The 14,825-nt window shown below is 48.7% G+C and carries 12 protein-coding genes; 1 reads left to right on the top strand and 11 read right to left on the bottom strand.

The features are described from left to right. Nucleotides 1–53 precede the first annotated feature (53 nt). The 3 genes from ACXAH1_RS12520 to ACXAH1_RS12510 all read right to left on the bottom strand — a co-directional run bounded on the left by ACXAH1_RS12520 (nt 54) and on the right by ACXAH1_RS12510 (nt 3,801). The gene (locus ACXAH1_RS12520; protein ID WP_475197130.1) at nt 54–1,745 is read right to left on the bottom strand and encodes a hemolysin D; all 1,692 of its coding nucleotides are present in this window, start codon (nt 1,743–1,745) and stop codon (nt 54–56) included. A gap of 333 nt (nt 1,746–2,078) precedes the next feature. Next, on the bottom strand, nt 2,079–2,987 hold the full coding sequence (locus ACXAH1_RS12515; RefSeq protein ID WP_475197128.1) for a phytanoyl-CoA dioxygenase family protein: 909 nt from the start codon (nt 2,985–2,987) through the stop codon (nt 2,079–2,081). A gap of 109 nt (nt 2,988–3,096) precedes the next feature. Continuing rightward, nucleotides 3,097–3,801, bottom strand: a complete 705-nt coding sequence (locus ACXAH1_RS12510; RefSeq protein WP_475197125.1) for an aspartate/glutamate racemase family protein — start codon at nt 3,799–3,801, stop codon at nt 3,097–3,099. A gap of 278 nt (nt 3,802–4,079) precedes the next feature. Here ACXAH1_RS12510 and ACXAH1_RS12505 point away from each other — a divergent pair, with 278 nt between their 5' ends. After that, a complete protein-coding gene (locus ACXAH1_RS12505) occupies nt 4,080–5,687 on the top strand; it encodes an esterase-like activity of phytase family protein (RefSeq protein WP_475197123.1) in 1,608 nt (535 codons plus the stop codon). A 78-nt stretch (nt 5,688–5,765) separates the two neighbouring features. Here ACXAH1_RS12505 and ACXAH1_RS12500 read toward each other — a convergent pair whose 3' ends face one another. The 8 genes from ACXAH1_RS12500 to ACXAH1_RS12465 form a co-directional block, all read right to left on the bottom strand. Continuing rightward, complete coding sequence (locus ACXAH1_RS12500) at nt 5,766–5,993, bottom strand: hypothetical protein (RefSeq protein ID WP_138552014.1); 228 nt, start codon at nt 5,991–5,993, stop codon at nt 5,766–5,768. Nucleotides 5,994–6,023: 30 nt separating this feature from the next. Next, nucleotides 6,024–6,251, bottom strand: a complete 228-nt coding sequence (locus tag ACXAH1_RS12495; RefSeq protein WP_475197120.1) for a hypothetical protein — start codon at nt 6,249–6,251, stop codon at nt 6,024–6,026. A gap of 87 nt (nt 6,252–6,338) precedes the next feature. Then, nucleotides 6,339–7,346 (bottom strand): low-specificity L-threonine aldolase, encoded by a 1,008-nt coding sequence (gene ltaE, locus ACXAH1_RS12490; protein ID WP_475197118.1) that lies wholly within the window; start codon nt 7,344–7,346, stop codon nt 6,339–6,341. Between the two features lie 68 nt (nt 7,347–7,414). Next, complete coding sequence (locus ACXAH1_RS12485) at nt 7,415–7,816, bottom strand: VOC family protein (protein WP_475197116.1); 402 nt, start codon at nt 7,814–7,816, stop codon at nt 7,415–7,417. Nucleotides 7,817–9,034: 1,218 nt separating this feature from the next. Then, on the bottom strand, nt 9,035–12,151 hold the full coding sequence (locus ACXAH1_RS12480; protein WP_475197113.1) for an efflux RND transporter permease subunit: 3,117 nt from the start codon (nt 12,149–12,151) through the stop codon (nt 9,035–9,037). Next, nucleotides 12,148–13,464, bottom strand: a complete 1,317-nt coding sequence (locus tag ACXAH1_RS12475) for an efflux RND transporter periplasmic adaptor subunit (RefSeq protein ID WP_475197111.1) — start codon at nt 13,462–13,464, stop codon at nt 12,148–12,150. Before ACXAH1_RS12475 ends, ACXAH1_RS12480 begins: the two co-directional genes overlap by 4 nt. Continuing rightward, a complete protein-coding gene (locus ACXAH1_RS12470) occupies nt 13,454–14,095 on the bottom strand; it encodes a TetR/AcrR family transcriptional regulator (RefSeq protein WP_253048234.1) in 642 nt (213 codons plus the stop codon). The genes ACXAH1_RS12475 and ACXAH1_RS12470 overlap by 11 nt, the downstream gene beginning before the upstream one ends. A 92-nt stretch (nt 14,096–14,187) precedes the next feature. Further along, nucleotides 14,188–14,355 (bottom strand): hypothetical protein, encoded by a 168-nt coding sequence (locus tag ACXAH1_RS12465; protein WP_475197109.1) that lies wholly within the window; start codon nt 14,353–14,355, stop codon nt 14,188–14,190. Nucleotides 14,356–14,825: the final 470 nt, after the last annotated feature.

Below are 14,825 nucleotides of genomic sequence, written 5' to 3'. Positions count from 1 at the left end.
TTTGCAACTTCTAGTGATATTGTGCGTGCCTGACTTTCAGGCACTTACAAACATTATTGGTATTTGAACACCCATTTCGCGTTGTCATTGCTGGCCTTACCATGACGGTTCAGGTGCAGTTGCTGCGAGCTGCTATCAAGCCAGACATATTGCGCCCAACGCGTGCTTTTGAGATTCCACACACCACCTTGATCGATCAGGTCAAATCCCGAGTCTTTTGCAGAATCCCAAAGCTTTACGTAGCCACTTGAAGAGGCACTGTAACTTAGGAACAGACCTGCATTTTCCCTGGCGCGAAAATACACTTGCTGGTTTTTACCGGTCACACTGATGAATTCAACGGGCGTATTACCACTGGCCTTAAGTCTGGCATGATTCTCCAGACCTGACTCGCTTGATACCGCCAGTCCTGTTTCTGCACTTTTCAGGATCATGGCCTGGCCCGCATCCGCAGGTAAGTCTGGTGCCTGCCAGCCATCAGGGGCCGTTTTCCAGAAAGTTGATTTCCATTGCCAGTTGTAAGGCATATCCATCAGAGGATCGTTAAGGTCTTCATAGCCCTCTACGGCTTCAACATTATACAGGCACTGACGGCGCTCTTCATCCAACTGAGCGACACGCTCTAGCTGGCTGACGGTCCCGACATTCAGCTCTGCCATACACTGTTCAAGAGACTTCCCTTTGCCAGATTCCCCCGGTGCCAGTACATAAGTGTGATCGCGACGGCTTTCGTCATCATACCATTGACGCATGGCGGTTTCGTCAAATGATAACCAGGCATCAACCAGCATCTGAGCTTGCGTACGTGCATACGTTTCACGTTGTTCAACCGGCGTTGCCATAGTGCGGATAAATGCCGCCCACAGATCTTTACTGGCTTCCAATGCCACCAGCGCCACGGGCTTCATATTGCTCGGGCGATAACCATCCCAGCTGCCATCTGTACGCGTGCCCGGGTACCAGATCACATCGCCACTTTCATAACTGATGGCGTCGCCAGTGGCATGGGTATGCTGCTCAGCTCCTTCGGAGCACAAATAGGCTTTTACTTGCCAGACTTTTTCATAGTTGTCTTCAGGCAGACGTACCGTATGCTCAGGGCTAAATGAATCCTGGAACAGATGCACAGCGCGACCAAACAGGAAGTAGTTATGATCCACCTCTACCGCGCTGGCATAGCCTCCCCCATCCCACACTTTAATCTGCTTGCTCTGCGCCATGGCAGCATTGACGAAATGATCAATAAACCGGGCTTGTCCGCGCTTTGCGGCATCTACACCACCCGCTCCACCCACATCGTCATAGCGACGCATAAAGTGATCCTGCTGCAGGTCAGCAGGCTCCTGAGCGACGGCATTAAAACAGTTTGGACCTGTGGGATCGATACTGGCATTGGTGACATTAAAACCAGCAATATCCACCCAGCGCTCACCGACTATTGCCGCGAAGATTGCGTCATATTCTGAGTAATAAGTGTTGTCATTACGACGACTGGCAAGAATTTTTGCGACTTCAGTTTGTGCGATATTGAGCTCTGTTGATTTTGCTAAGCCTTTGTTCCAGCTCAGACGAGGGTCATTGGCATCTTCTACCTGAGTGTTTTGTGACAAAAGCTCAAGAGCTGAGGTTCGGGTTAGCCATTCATGGCCAATGGGCATTACCCCGCTGCCGCCCAGCTGGGTAAATGCCGTGACTTGAGCGCTTGCTGCAATGGCAACAAAACAGGCAAGAGATTTTAACTTCATAATTACTCCTTAATTAATTTAGCCGCATCATTGTCACACAATTGAAATATGAAATCTTTAATAAAAACATAAAAAATTCATATCATGCATAAAAATAAGAATAATTAGTGACCCAACACCCGACATTCAGTATATAAATCCATCAAATAGCGGAGAAGAAATGGCTTATTATTAAAAGCAGCAATGGTAAGTCACTCGGTCCACCCGTTAGTTGGGAGCCGGACCGATATTAGCGAGTGTCAGGAATATCACACTAAGTGGAGTCAGGAGGTCGGCAAACTTTGTGCGTCTTACCAACCTCATGCAGATGGAATCGAGTAAAACCCCGAGGTATCAGCGTAAATCTGCCGGTGTTGGGTAATCCGGGTGTTCAACATTTTGATGAGACCACACGGCTGGGATTGCCGGTTCCCATCTATCTTTAATCAAGTTAACCAGGGTTGCCAGGTCATGCTCAGGTTTACCATAATAGTCCAGCCAACCTGAAGGCACATTTTCCGGCGCAGCCGCCTGAATCACATGTGCCATCCATTGCTTTCTGAGCTCAGCCCATTGTGCAGATTGCTTTTCACTTTCTGCGATGCCGGCAACAGGCCGCAACTCGATATAGATAGTGCGCCGTGGCCCTTCACTTCTTTTCGGTTCAGAACTATGCAGTATCATCATATCCTGCACCAAAATATCCCCCGCCTTCGCCGGTTGCTGCACGACGCCGGGAATGTTCCAGCCATACTGACTTGAAAGCTCATAGATATCTAAAATCTCATGTTGCGAGTCCGGAATATAACGCAGACAGCCATCATCCAAATCCGCATCATCCAGGTAAACACCAACATTGAGATATGGATAATTTCTGGGATGTGGTGCACCGTGGTGCCAGGAAATATGTGGGTGGGGATGCTGATATTTGTATACCAAATCAAGCTGCATAGGCACACAGCCCTCACCCACCATTTGCTCACAAATCGCCATCATAGTTGGGCTGGCAAGCAAATCTAAAACAAGCTCAGGGTCATCAAACAGCAGATCATTGTAACGAAATAGTTTCGGTTCGCCAGATTCAGTAGACAAATAGTACTGATTGCGTAATGCCCCTTTTGCCAAATCTTCCTTTGCCGACGCTTCCAATTTGACAGACAAATCTCTCAAGCGCTGCAACAAGTCTTGTGACAACGCCTGCTCAAAGCGAACAAACCCATTTTGTGCATAAAAGCTCAGCTTTTGTTTTTCTATTGATGCCATAACCTGACTCTTTCTTTGTCCTTTAACCAATAACTTAGCATTACTTATCATCACCAAAATAGCAATTACGCTTTATTACGCCTTTGTGCTCGTATTTTACGACCCTGGGCTATGATTGCTCTGGTTCAAGCGATAAATTAAGCGCACTTCGTACATGCAGACTCGTGGTATCGTAAAGCGGTATTTCCAGATTTTCATCGCCAATAAGCAGGGCTATTTCAGTACAACCCAAAATAACCGCTTCGGCACCGGCGGCTTTCAGTGCCGCGATGATTTTTAAGTACTCGTCCCGAGAGCTGTCGACTATTTTGCCCAGGCACAGTTCCTGGTATATCACATCATGAACGCGCTGCTGATCGGCACTATCTGGCACACAGACTTCCAGAGCGTACTTGTCTTCCAGCCGCTGACGATAAAAAGTCTCCTGCATTGTAAAACGTGTACCGAGCAGCCCGACTTTCTTTATGTTGTCCCGTACCAGCGCCTGCCCCGTTGCATCGGCAATATGTAACAAGGGGACGGAAATGGCCTGCTGAACCTCGTCTGCTACTTTGTGCATAGTATTGGTGCATATCAACACGAAGTCAGCCCCCGCAGCTTCGACAGACTGTGCCGCCTGAGCCAGTAACTCAGCCGCACCGTGCCAGTCACCTTTGTGCTGCTGCGCTTCTATCTCTGCAAAATCAACGCTGACCAAAACAATTTTGGCCGAATGTAAGCCCCCCAGCTGTGCTTTTACCCCTTCATTAAGCAAAGTGTAGTAGCTTAACGTTGACTCCCAACTCATACCGCCTATCAATCCGATTGTCTTCATTGTTGTTATCCCATTGTGTTTGTTCTGATATTGCCAGACTCTCACAAATGAACGGGGTAATGCAGCTTTTTTATCCCAGCCGCAGCTCAGGCCATGCCAGCGGTATTTTATTCAGGCCTGTCTCACCGCTCGTCAATATATATCAATTGTGTCAATGCTCTGGCTAAGCCCTGTCATCAATTCGTTATTGTACCCGTTTAGATTGTTTTGTATTCGCCCCAAAACTCAATCAGCCAGAATGTGCAAACTCTGGCGACAATCATTAAAAGGATTCGACAATGAAACCTAGTACAAAACCCCTGCTGGCTTTATCGGTGATATTCGCCCTTGCGGCCTGCGATGGTGATAATGGAAAAGACGGACAGGCAGGAATTAACGGTGAAGATGGCATCAACGGCGTAAATGGCAATACCGGTGCGAAAGGATTGACCAGCCTGTTAAGTCAGGGATCCCTGCCGATGGGTGATCCCCAATGCTATTTTGGCGGCATAGCGTTGCACTCAGGCGTCGACATTAACAGTGATAACCAACTCAGTGACGTGGAAATCATCCAGACTAATTATGTGTGTCAACCTTCTCCGCTCTCAGCACAAGGGTCTGTATTGCCTCATACCGCGCTACGCAGTGATCTGCAAAATGGCGATATTGCAGGCAGCACCTTCGAAATCCGAAATGGCGGTTATGGTTCGGATATGGTTGCCCACCCAACCAACAAAACGCAGTTTTATGCTTTGACTGACCGCGGACCCAATGCCACATATACCGGGGAATACGGTAAAGGTAAGAAGTTTCCGACCCCTGACTATACGCCCCGCATCGGCTTATTTGAGCTGCAAAGCGACGGTCGCGTAGTCAAGTTAAAAGAAATTTTACTTAAGCGCCCTGATGGCACACCAATCACCGGTCTGCCTAATAGCTCTGATCTCGGGGGCACAGGAGAAACGCCCTACACAGCTGAAGGAGCGCCCATTTTGGTTGATAACTCTCAGCCGTATCATGAGCAGGATAACCCGCTCAAACTAGACGATTATGGCCTGGACGGAGAAGGCCTGGTTGCCTTAAAAGATGGTAGCTTCTGGGTCAGCGATGAATATGGCCCGCATATTGTCCACTTTGATGCCAACGGCGTGGAGCTGGCAAGAATTAACGCATTCACAGAAGATGACCGAGTTGCACTACACCTGCCTGCTGAATTTGCCAATAGACGTGCCAATCGAGGCATGGAAGGCCTGGCAATCACACCAGACGAAAAAACACTGGTAGGTATAATGCAGTCTACCCTGTATAACCCCTCCAAGACTGTCAAAGATTTAGATATCGTTCGTATTGTAACCGTCAACCTGGAAACCAAAGCAGTGGGACAATACCTGTACAAACAGGAAAAGAACCAGAATTCAAACTCTGGTATCGTTGCGCTATCTGACTCTGAGTTTCTGGTTATTGAGCGAGATGGCGCATTTTATGGCACCAACCCGGATGCCATGAAACGCATTTATAAAATCAACCTCAGTGACGCCACTAACCTGGAAGAAATCGCTTCATCGCCGTTGATAACGCAAGATGACGCGCTCGGTTTGGTTATTTCAGGCAAAACACTGGAAGAAGTGGTCATGGAACAAGGCTGGGAAGCACTGAGTGACGCTGGGATTGTGCCTGTCACTAAATCTCTGGTACTCGATCTGATTGATCAGGTTGGTTATCCACACGACAAACTCGAAGGTATGTGGCTGATTGATAACACAAGGCTGGGTGTACTAAACGATGACGACTTTGCGACTTGGTCCACCGATGGTGTACTTGAGCAAAAATACCTGGATCCAGGCAAAACACAAGTAGACAGTAATCGACTGTTTTTATTTGAAAACCTTACCCTGGTGACCAATTAACTTGCTACCGAATTTACACGGCTCCAATAACGTTAAAAGCCAGGATGTCCTGGCTTTTATTATTTAGTTTTTGAACAATCAGATGCTTGGATCGGGGCAGTTCATAAACTCATTTGAATAGCAGTTCCCATTAGTAGGGCAACCATAAAAGACTGCCGTATTACAATGTGGTTGCATAGTTGGTCCACATAAAGGTGCAAAATCGGTCGGATAACCACCGGCTACTTTTGGTGTCATATTGTTTGGCAACGACTTATCGTCAGCTGTCAGACCCTTGAGCTTTTTCTTGTTAAGTGTCAATTTCATAGCTTGTTTTCCTTATACTATATACTGAGTTTATGCGGGGATCCGGCAGTACTGATCTCCATACGCGGTATAGCAGTCACCATTGGTTGGGCAACCCTGCTGTATGTCGGTATTGCAGGCAGGGTCAATCGTTGGGTAACACAGGATCGGATGGTTGGTATACGTACCACCCGCAACCTCAGGTGTCATTTCACCTGGCAAAGCCTTTCTGTCAGCCGTCAGACCTTTGAGTTTCTTCTTGTTGAGTGTCAGTTTCATGGTAATGTTCCTTATATAGACAAAGCCCAATTATGAACACAAAACAAACAATAACTCAACAAATAAACAACAACGGTGACTTGGCGGTTACAGAGTATTAAGTGCGAGGATCAGCTTATCTATATCTGCACGGCTAACACCCAGGTGGGTCACCAGCCTCATTCCCTGATATCCTGGGGTAATTTGGATCCCCTGCTCGACCAGCTTTTTAGCAATCTTATGAATATCAATTTCACTGGCAACATCCACGTAGACCAGGTTGGTTTGCACCAGATAAGCCGAAGTATTAAATCCATCCACTTCATTAAGTCGCTCAGCCAGATAACGCGCATTTTGGTGATCTTCACATAAACGCTCGACGTTGTTTTCCAGTGCGTACAAGCCTGCTGCAGCGAGTATACCTGCCTGACGCATACCGCCTCCCAACATTTTTCTCAAGCGTCTAGCTCTGTAAATCAGCGCCTTACTTCCCAATAGTAAAGAGCCAATTGGAGCACCCAGGCCTTTTGACAGACAAATTGTCATAGAATCAAAATGCTGAGCGATTGCCCGAATGTCGACCTCTAACGCTACTGCGGCGTTATATACACGGGCGCCGTCAAGATGTAGCTGCAGTTTGTGTAAATCACAAAAGGCACGTGCCTGTGCCAGATAATCCAGGCTGAGAACCTTACCGCCAATGGTATTTTCCAGGCTAAGCAGCTTGGTACGGGCAAAATGAAAGTCATCCGGTTTTATATACGTTGCCAGCTTTTTCAGGTCTAAACTGCCATCAGCTTCGTTTTCAACAGGTTGCGGTTGCACCGATCCCAGTACCGCTGCACCACCCGCTTCATAGCGATAGTTATGCGCACTTTGCCCACACAAATACTCATCGCCACGCTCACAATGTGCCAAAATGGCCAACAAGTTAGCCTGTGTGCCGGAACTCACAAACACCGCCGCTTCAAACCCGTGGCGCTGTGCTGCAAACTGCTCAAGCTGGTTTACCGTCGGGTCATCGCCATATACATCATCCCCCACTTCTGCCTCCAGCATAGTTTGAAGCATGTTTTTACTTGGTTTGGTCACGGTATCGGATCTGAAATCTATCATTGTCGTTTTTCCTGTTTGCAGCGATAAACTAAAGCGCCAGTAGAAAACATTTTTACCCTTTATACAAGTCAGAGGCTGTTACACAGATCGCGGTAACGTTTTTCTACCCGCCACGGCGGGTTAAGGCGATTCTCACCAGCCCAGTATAATTTAATTTTATTACCTGATGGATCTGCCACAATGGCTTCGCGCCAGAGGTATGACTCTTCGGTGGGTGCCTGCAACAACGCAATGTCCCGCGATTCAATCAGTGCGATCCATTCATCCAGTGCCTGATGCTCAAAATAAATGGTGGTGTTATGCATGATTTCGTCTGTACTCAGGGACAAAGAGAAAGTCGCATCTCCCTGTGGACACACGAAGCGTGCATAATGGGGCGTATCAACAATTTGTATAAAACCCAGCTTAAGATAAAACGAGACAGCATCATCCATATTGCTAACGCTCAATGTGACCTGATTTAAGTTCATATTTTTTATCCTTTTTTATTTTTCATACGCGGTATTGCGCTGAAAGTGCAGCAAAGATAAAACCTCAACTTAGATTTAGGTCAATGACTTTTTATAAACTAAGTGGCTCTTTTATTGATGACCGCTTATGGGGTCATTTCGGTGTTAGATTGGCCTCCAATACCAAAGCGTCCCCATGACGAAGTGTGAGCTCATTCTGGTGTTAGACTGGCCTCCAGTACCAATTCGTCCCCAGCTCCTCACCTTCCCTCGTCATCCCGGCCAACGAGCCGGGAACCATCCGGCAGTCAATTCAAGTGCTACAGATAATAACGTTGAGTGTTAGATAACGAGATACAGTACGCTTTTTACTGAGTAAAGATTGCCAAACCGAGCCGCCGGTGAGTAGATCCCGCATCAAGTGCGGGATGACAGGGGTTTGTGCGGGATGACAGGGAGTTTTGCGGGATGACCGCATATGAGCTCATTCCGGTGTTAGATTGGCCTCCAATACCAAAGCGTCCCCAGCTCCTCACCTTCCCTCGTCATCCCGGCCAACGAGCCGGGAACCATTCGGCAGTCAATTCAAGTGCTACAGATAATAACGCTGAGTGTCAGATAACGAGATGCAGTGCGCTTTTTACTGAGTAAAGATTGCCAAACCGAGCCGCCGGTGAGTAGATCCCGCATCAAGTGCGGGATGACCGGGAGTTGTGTAGAATGACCGGGGGTTGTGCGGGATGACCGCATATGAGGTCATTTCGGTGTTAGACTGGCCTCCAGTACCAATTCGTCCCCAGCTCCTCACCTTCCCTCGTCATCCCGGCCAACGAGCCGGGAACCATTCGGCAGTCAATTCAAGTGCTACAGATAATAACGCCGAGTGTCAGATAACGAGATACAGTACGCTTTTTACTGAGTAAAGATTGCCAAACCGAGCCGTCGGTGAGTAGATCCCGCATCAAGTGCGGGATGACAGGGGTTTGTGCGGGATGACAGGGAGTTGTGCGGGATGACCGGGAGTTGTGCAGAATGACCGGGAGTTATGCAGAATGACCGCGTATGGGGTCATTCCGGTGTTAGACTGGCCTCTAATACCAAAGCGTCCCCATGACGAAGTATGAGCTCATTCTGGTGTTAGACTGGCCTCCAATACCAAAGCGTCCCCATGACGAAGTATGAGCTCATTTCGGTGTTAGATTGGCCTCCAGTACCAAGTACGGTACTTAAATGAACAACCTAAGCTCTTACCTGCGATTCAGTCAGGTGATGTTGTGCCGCCAGCCCTCGGTCTTCGAGGATCACATACAGACAGGGCAAAATAAACAACACCAGGAAAGACGAAGCCGCAATACCAAAGAGCAAACTCACTACCAGCGGCTGTAAGATCTGCGCCTGCAAGCTGGTTTCCAGTAGCAAAGGTAGCATGCCTGCGACTGTGGTTGCGGTGGTGATAAATACCGCTCTGAACCTTTCGCGTGCGGCCTGCACCGCAGCCTGGTGGGCATCCAGCCCCTCTTTTTGATGTTCCTTAATATAGGTGACCAACAAAATGGAGTCATTCACCACGATGCCCGCCAGAGATACAAATCCCATCATGCTGGGAATGGTAAAATCGTAGCCCAGCAACACATGCCCCCAAAGTGCGCCAATCAGTGCCAGTGGTATAGCCAGCATGACCATCACAGGTTCCATATAACTTCTGAACTGAAAACTCAAAATGATAAACACACCGACCAGACCCATCAGGAACTTCTTACCGATAGATGAACCTGTACTGCCCCCTTCTTTCACCTCACCTTCATAGCTTACTGACAGAGAAGGATATTTATCCAGCAGCTGGGCAACGACGGTTTTGTCGACCGCGGCAATTATCTCACCGGTATTGGCAATCGCAGCGTCAACATCACCAATAATGGTCACCGAACGTTGACCATCAACCCGATTAATTCGTGCATAGCCCCGGGCCGGGATAAGCTCGGCCACTGCCGATAACGGGATCTGCCTGCCATCGGCCAGTGTGATTGGGTAATTCTGTAACTGCCACCAGGATGCCTTATCTTCTTTTCTTAGTCGTACGTCCAGTTCAATAGTTTCGTCTCCACGCTGAAACTCATCGGCCTTTTGACCGAAAAAAGCGGTTCTGAGCTGGTTGGCAATCGTTGCCCCATCAACACCCAAAGACATAGCCCCCGGCAACAGGCGCACCAGCCACTCCTCCTTACCCGGGCGCAGATCATCCATCAGATTTTGCACACCATCATACTCGGCCAGCGCCTGCTGGATTTCAAACGAGGCACTCGATAACATGGCGAGATCATTGCCATACAAGCGGATCTCTATTGCCCGCCCGGCTGGGCCAACTGCTGGTTGCTTAAAGGCCAGCGCCAGCGCGCCCGGGATTTCACCGACTGCATCACGCCAGCGATCCTGAAGTACCAGCAGGCTGGTATTGCGCGTTTCAGCCGTGAGCAAATCGGCACGTACAGTGGCAACATGGGTCCCTTCTTCACCGGCATCCTGATTGTTGTTGTATTCAACTATCACATTTTGCACCAGCGCCTGCTGCTCAGGTTGCGCTGGTGTAAGCTCCTGATTTAGTTTGTTAAGTTCATCTACTGCGTGGGCAACCAGCTGTTCAGTCTCGTATAACGGCGTGCCTTGCGGCATCAGCAGTCTCATTTCAAGAATATCGCCTTCCAGCTCGGGGAACGCTTTGAACTTTAAAAATCCCCCCGCCATTAAAGAAATACTGAGGAAGAACAGCGCCAGTACCCCACCAACTGCGGCATAACGGTAAGTCACCGCACGTTCAACCCATTCAACCAGCACCTCTGTGCGAAAGCGTTCAAAGCGCTGATTAAACCGAGCTTTGAATCCAGACTCCGGCTCATCCTGTTTTTTATGCAGAGAATGCAACAGATGATTGGGTAAAATAAGGAAAGCCTCGACCAGGCTCACCACCAACACAGCCAGCAACATTTGCGGAAACACTTTCATAATTTGACCGATATCACCGGCAATAAAAGCCAGCCCGACAAATACCGATGCCGTGGTTAAAAAAGACGACAATACGCCGGGCGCCACTTGTTTTACACCTTTAATCACCCCGTCATCAATGCTTTCACCTCGCTCAACGTGGCTGGCAATACTCTCGGCAATCACTATCGCATCGTCCATCAGAATACCTATGGCCATGAGCATGCCGACCATAGAGATCATATTGATGCTCACACCCAGCACAGTCATCAGCCAGAATGCGCCAAGAAAGGAAATGGGTAGCCCCATCGACACCCAAAAAGAATAACGCCAGGTGAAAAACAGCCACATTACCGCAAAGACCAGCAGAAAACCTTGCCAGGAGTTAGTCGTCAACATGGCCAGGCGATCAGAGACAATTTTTGCCTGATCAGAGGTTAATGCCATCTCAATACCTGCCGGCAATAGCCGGCGCTCTGACTCAACAAAGTTATACACTTGCTCGACCAGATCGAGTGCATCCTGTGCTTTGGTTTTCTTAATTTTCAGCAATGCAGCAGGTTTGCCATTAAACTCAACTTTCGCCTCATCCAGTTCAAACCGCTCCGTGATCTGACCAAGATCTTTCAATTTTAGCTGCCCGCCAGACTGAGTACTGGCAATCACCAGCTCGCCCAGCTCTTTGGCCGTCACCCCTTGCTGGTCAAAGCGAATTTGCAGAGTTTTTCCCTGAGTCTCTAAATTACCTGCCGGCAGTTTGATATTTTGCCGTTCAATATGGCTTACGACATCATTGATGGACAATCCATATTGACGCAGTAAAGCCAGCGACAACTCAACTCGTAACTGTCGATCTGAAAAACCATGAATTTCTACCAAAGAGATATCGGGTAATCGCTGCAACTTATGCTTAACTGACTCAGCATAATCTTTGAGTTCCGCAGAAGGTAAATCTGCACTGATGGCCAAAGTGATCAGGGACTCGGTACGGCCAAGTTCCTTAATGACCGGGCTTTCAGCCTTGTCCGGAAACGTATCGATGGCATCTACCTCGGTTTTTACATCCGACATCAGTCGGGTGATATCACCACCTTCTTGAATCTCGACTATCATTTTGGCCATGCTTTCGCGCGCTTCACAGCTGATCTGCTCTATGTCGCTGAGCCCATCCATTGCTTCTTCCAGTGGCACACATAATGCCAGTTCCGATTCCTCCGGATTGGCCCCGGGATATGGCACACTGACCTGGATTTGACTGGGTGCAATTTCCGGAAAAGTTTCCCGCTTAAGCTGTGGCAGTGCGCTCAGCCCAAGTACAATAATGGCCAACATAAGCAAGTTGGCTGCCGTCGGGTGACGGGCAAAGTAGGCAATCATAACGTCTGCTCCTCGCTCACCTGGTTTTGAGTGCGCAATGCACGACCCGGCACAGCGGGGATCACATCACTTACGACTATCACTTCACCTTCACGCACACCGCTTCTGATCACAGTTCGGCCATTGGATTCAAATGCCACTTCAACGTGACGGATCGTCAGTTTTCCGTCTTCGAGCAGATAAAGTCTGCTACCATGAAGTGCGTCGGAAGGCACCGACAACAGCGGCCTTGGCGCACCTTTTACTTTAACCTGCACATACATATCGCTGATCAAAGGTGGCCGTTTGCCAGGCTCAAAAGCTTTGTAATCAAACGCTACGTCGACAATCAAGGTGACCGTATTACCTTCAGGGTCAATACTCTCACCCACACTGGTTAAGTTGCCCTGCCAGCTATACTGTTTATTACCAATATATAAACTGGCCTCAGCTTCGAGGTCCCAGGTTTGTACATCCGGAAATTCCCCTTTAATCAGTTGAGGAGACAGGTATTGTCCAAAATACCGCATATCGCTGAGTGCAACCTGTACCGGTATCTCCATCAGGTCCGTTCGGTGCGCTGTGACCAGGCTTTCACGCTCGGCAACCACTTGCTGCATTTCAACGTTCACATTGGCTATTCGCGCGTCAAACGGTAAGGTGATGGTGGTTTTTGCCAGTTTGCGCTCGGCCTCACTCAGCCTGGCCTGTGCCAGTTTAACTTTAGCCTGTGCCACTGCCATATTATCGGGATGCTGGTCCACGGCGTTTTTCACATCCAGGACTTTTTGCTCTTGTGCCCAAACATTAGCCTGCTCGGCATCCACCGTAGAAGCAGACACAGAGCCCGAATTTAAAAGCCCCTGCTTACGTTTCAGCTCCTTTTGCAACACACTCAGGCGCTGCTCTTCCAGTCGCAACGATAACGCCAGCTTTTCATCGTTAAGCTGAGTACGAGACAGCTCGGCTTCCGCGGAATTAAGGTCGGAGCGAGCCTGAGCCAGCTTTAGCTCATAATCAATGGGGTCTATTTTCAGCAATACGGTGCCAGCGCTAAGCGCTTTACCTTTTTCCAGCTTTGGATGTCGATAGATGACTCGACCACTGACTTCAGACAATGCCTGCCAACGCTCTTTTGGCCGCACCCTGCCAAACCCTGTCACATAAGGCTCGATCAGAGTACTTTTAACTTCAGCTGTCTCGACCAGTAATGCATCTACGCCATTGCGGTGTTTTTGTGGCGGCTTTTTCCCCGACGCCAGGGCCACTAAAATGACAATACCCAGCACAGGTAATACCAACAGCCAGCGTCTTTGTTGCCAGTTAATCTTCATGCTTTTCTCGCTCTTTAAAACAGCCATACTTGAACATATTGGCATTGTGGGTTGCCATTTTTGACAGCTGCTCATCGTTAAATTCAATGCCCATAGCTTTTGCCATGCCTTCACGCATATACCAGGGGAAAATCAACAACCCCATCAGGTTCAAAATGAGTAACCTGTCGTCCAGTTCATCTTTGATCAGCCCTTGCTGCTTAAACTGGGCAAGCATGCCGAAGAAAAACGGCTTGCGGGTGTTTTGTAGTTTGTCTATCAGATAGTCGCGGCAGATCCCCTGCTCAAGCACAATTTCCTTAAACATTAAAATAGGAAATGACGGAGACTGTTTGATCACGTCATAAAAGATGTGAAAGATATCTTCCAGGTCAAATGGCTTGTCATCACCAATTGCTTGCTCAATGCCAGTAATAACCTCACCTGTTACCTCCATAAACATAGCCTTGTAAAGACCTTCTTTGTTTTCAAAGTAGTAGCGGATCAACGCAGCATCTACACCGGCTTCCTGTGCCAGCATGCGCGTAGTAACCTGTGAATAGGGTGCCGTGGTAAAGCAACGTCTGGCAGCCAGCACCAGGCGGGCTCTGCCATCTTCATCGTTTTTGTCGGGACGACCTCGGGTTTTCATAATGCTCCTGTATGTCTCTGCTCGTTCCGTACCATTCAATCGCCGGTTGAATGAGCAGAACGTTAATTCAACACCTGATGAATAAAGTAATTCTAGGGCACTGATAATTTTTGACCACAGAAACAATTCTCCAATTCGCGGTGGTTTGATGAATAGCAACGCTGAGGGTGCCTGCTTGGCGCTTCCTGCTCGGTGATTCGATCCTGAACTTCTCCACGGCTTCCGATACGCTCATCATCCAGCTCACCTCTATTCGTCATCCTGCTCACCTCGTCATCCCGGCCAGCGAGCCGGGAACCATTCGGCAGTCAATTCAAGTCCTACAGATAATAACGCTGAGTGTCAGATAACGAGATGCAGTGCGCTTTTTACTGAGTAAAGATTGCTAAACCGAGCCGCCGGTAAGTAGATCCCGCATCAAGTGCGGGATGACAGGGAGTTGTGCGGGATGACCGCGTATAGGGTCATTTCGGTGTTAGATTGACCTCCAGTACCAAAGCGTCCCCAGCTCCTCACCTACCCTCGTCATCCCGGCCAGCGAGCCGGGAACCATTCTGCAGTCAATTCAAGTCCTACGGATAATGACGCTAAGTGTCAGATAACGAGATGCAGTGCGCTTTTTACTGAGTAAAGATTGCTAAACCGAGCCGCCGGTAAGTAGATCCCGCATCAAGTGCGGGATGACAGGGAGTTGTGCGGGATGACCGCGTATAGGGTCATTTCGGTGTTA

It is taken from the genome of Pseudoalteromonas sp. AWH4_217 (assembly GCF_056161105.1).
This window is presented reverse-complemented; position numbering and strand designations above follow the sequence as displayed.

What these genes read in the sequence shown, in the direction of transcription:
- ACXAH1_RS12510 (WP_475197125.1), bottom strand. Translation starts at nt 3,801, where the DNA reads ATGAAGACAATCGGATTGATAGGCGGTATGAGTTGGGAGTCAACGTTA.
- ACXAH1_RS12500 (WP_138552014.1), bottom strand. Translation starts at nt 5,993, where the DNA reads ATGAAATTGACACTTAACAAGAAAAAGCTCAAGGGTCTGACAGCTGAC.
- ACXAH1_RS12475 (WP_475197111.1), bottom strand. Translation starts at nt 13,464, where the DNA reads ATGAAGATTAACTGGCAACAAAGACGCTGGCTGTTGGTATTACCTGTG.
- ACXAH1_RS12480 (WP_475197113.1), bottom strand. Translation starts at nt 12,151, where the DNA reads ATGATTGCCTACTTTGCCCGTCACCCGACGGCAGCCAACTTGCTTATG.
- ACXAH1_RS12505 (WP_475197123.1), top strand. Translation starts at nt 4,080, where the DNA reads ATGAAACCTAGTACAAAACCCCTGCTGGCTTTATCGGTGATATTCGCC.
- ACXAH1_RS12485 (WP_475197116.1), bottom strand. Translation starts at nt 7,816, where the DNA reads ATGAACTTAAATCAGGTCACATTGAGCGTTAGCAATATGGATGATGCT.
- ACXAH1_RS12470 (WP_253048234.1), bottom strand. Translation starts at nt 14,095, where the DNA reads ATGAAAACCCGAGGTCGTCCCGACAAAAACGATGAAGATGGCAGAGCC.
- ACXAH1_RS12515 (WP_475197128.1), bottom strand. Translation starts at nt 2,987, where the DNA reads ATGGCATCAATAGAAAAACAAAAGCTGAGCTTTTATGCACAAAATGGG.
- ACXAH1_RS12465 (WP_475197109.1), bottom strand. Translation starts at nt 14,355, where the DNA reads ATGACGAATAGAGGTGAGCTGGATGATGAGCGTATCGGAAGCCGTGGA.
- ltaE (WP_475197118.1), bottom strand. Translation starts at nt 7,346, where the DNA reads ATGATAGATTTCAGATCCGATACCGTGACCAAACCAAGTAAAAACATG.
- ACXAH1_RS12520 (WP_475197130.1), bottom strand. Translation starts at nt 1,745, where the DNA reads ATGAAGTTAAAATCTCTTGCCTGTTTTGTTGCCATTGCAGCAAGCGCT.
- ACXAH1_RS12495 (WP_475197120.1), bottom strand. Translation starts at nt 6,251, where the DNA reads ATGAAACTGACACTCAACAAGAAGAAACTCAAAGGTCTGACGGCTGAC.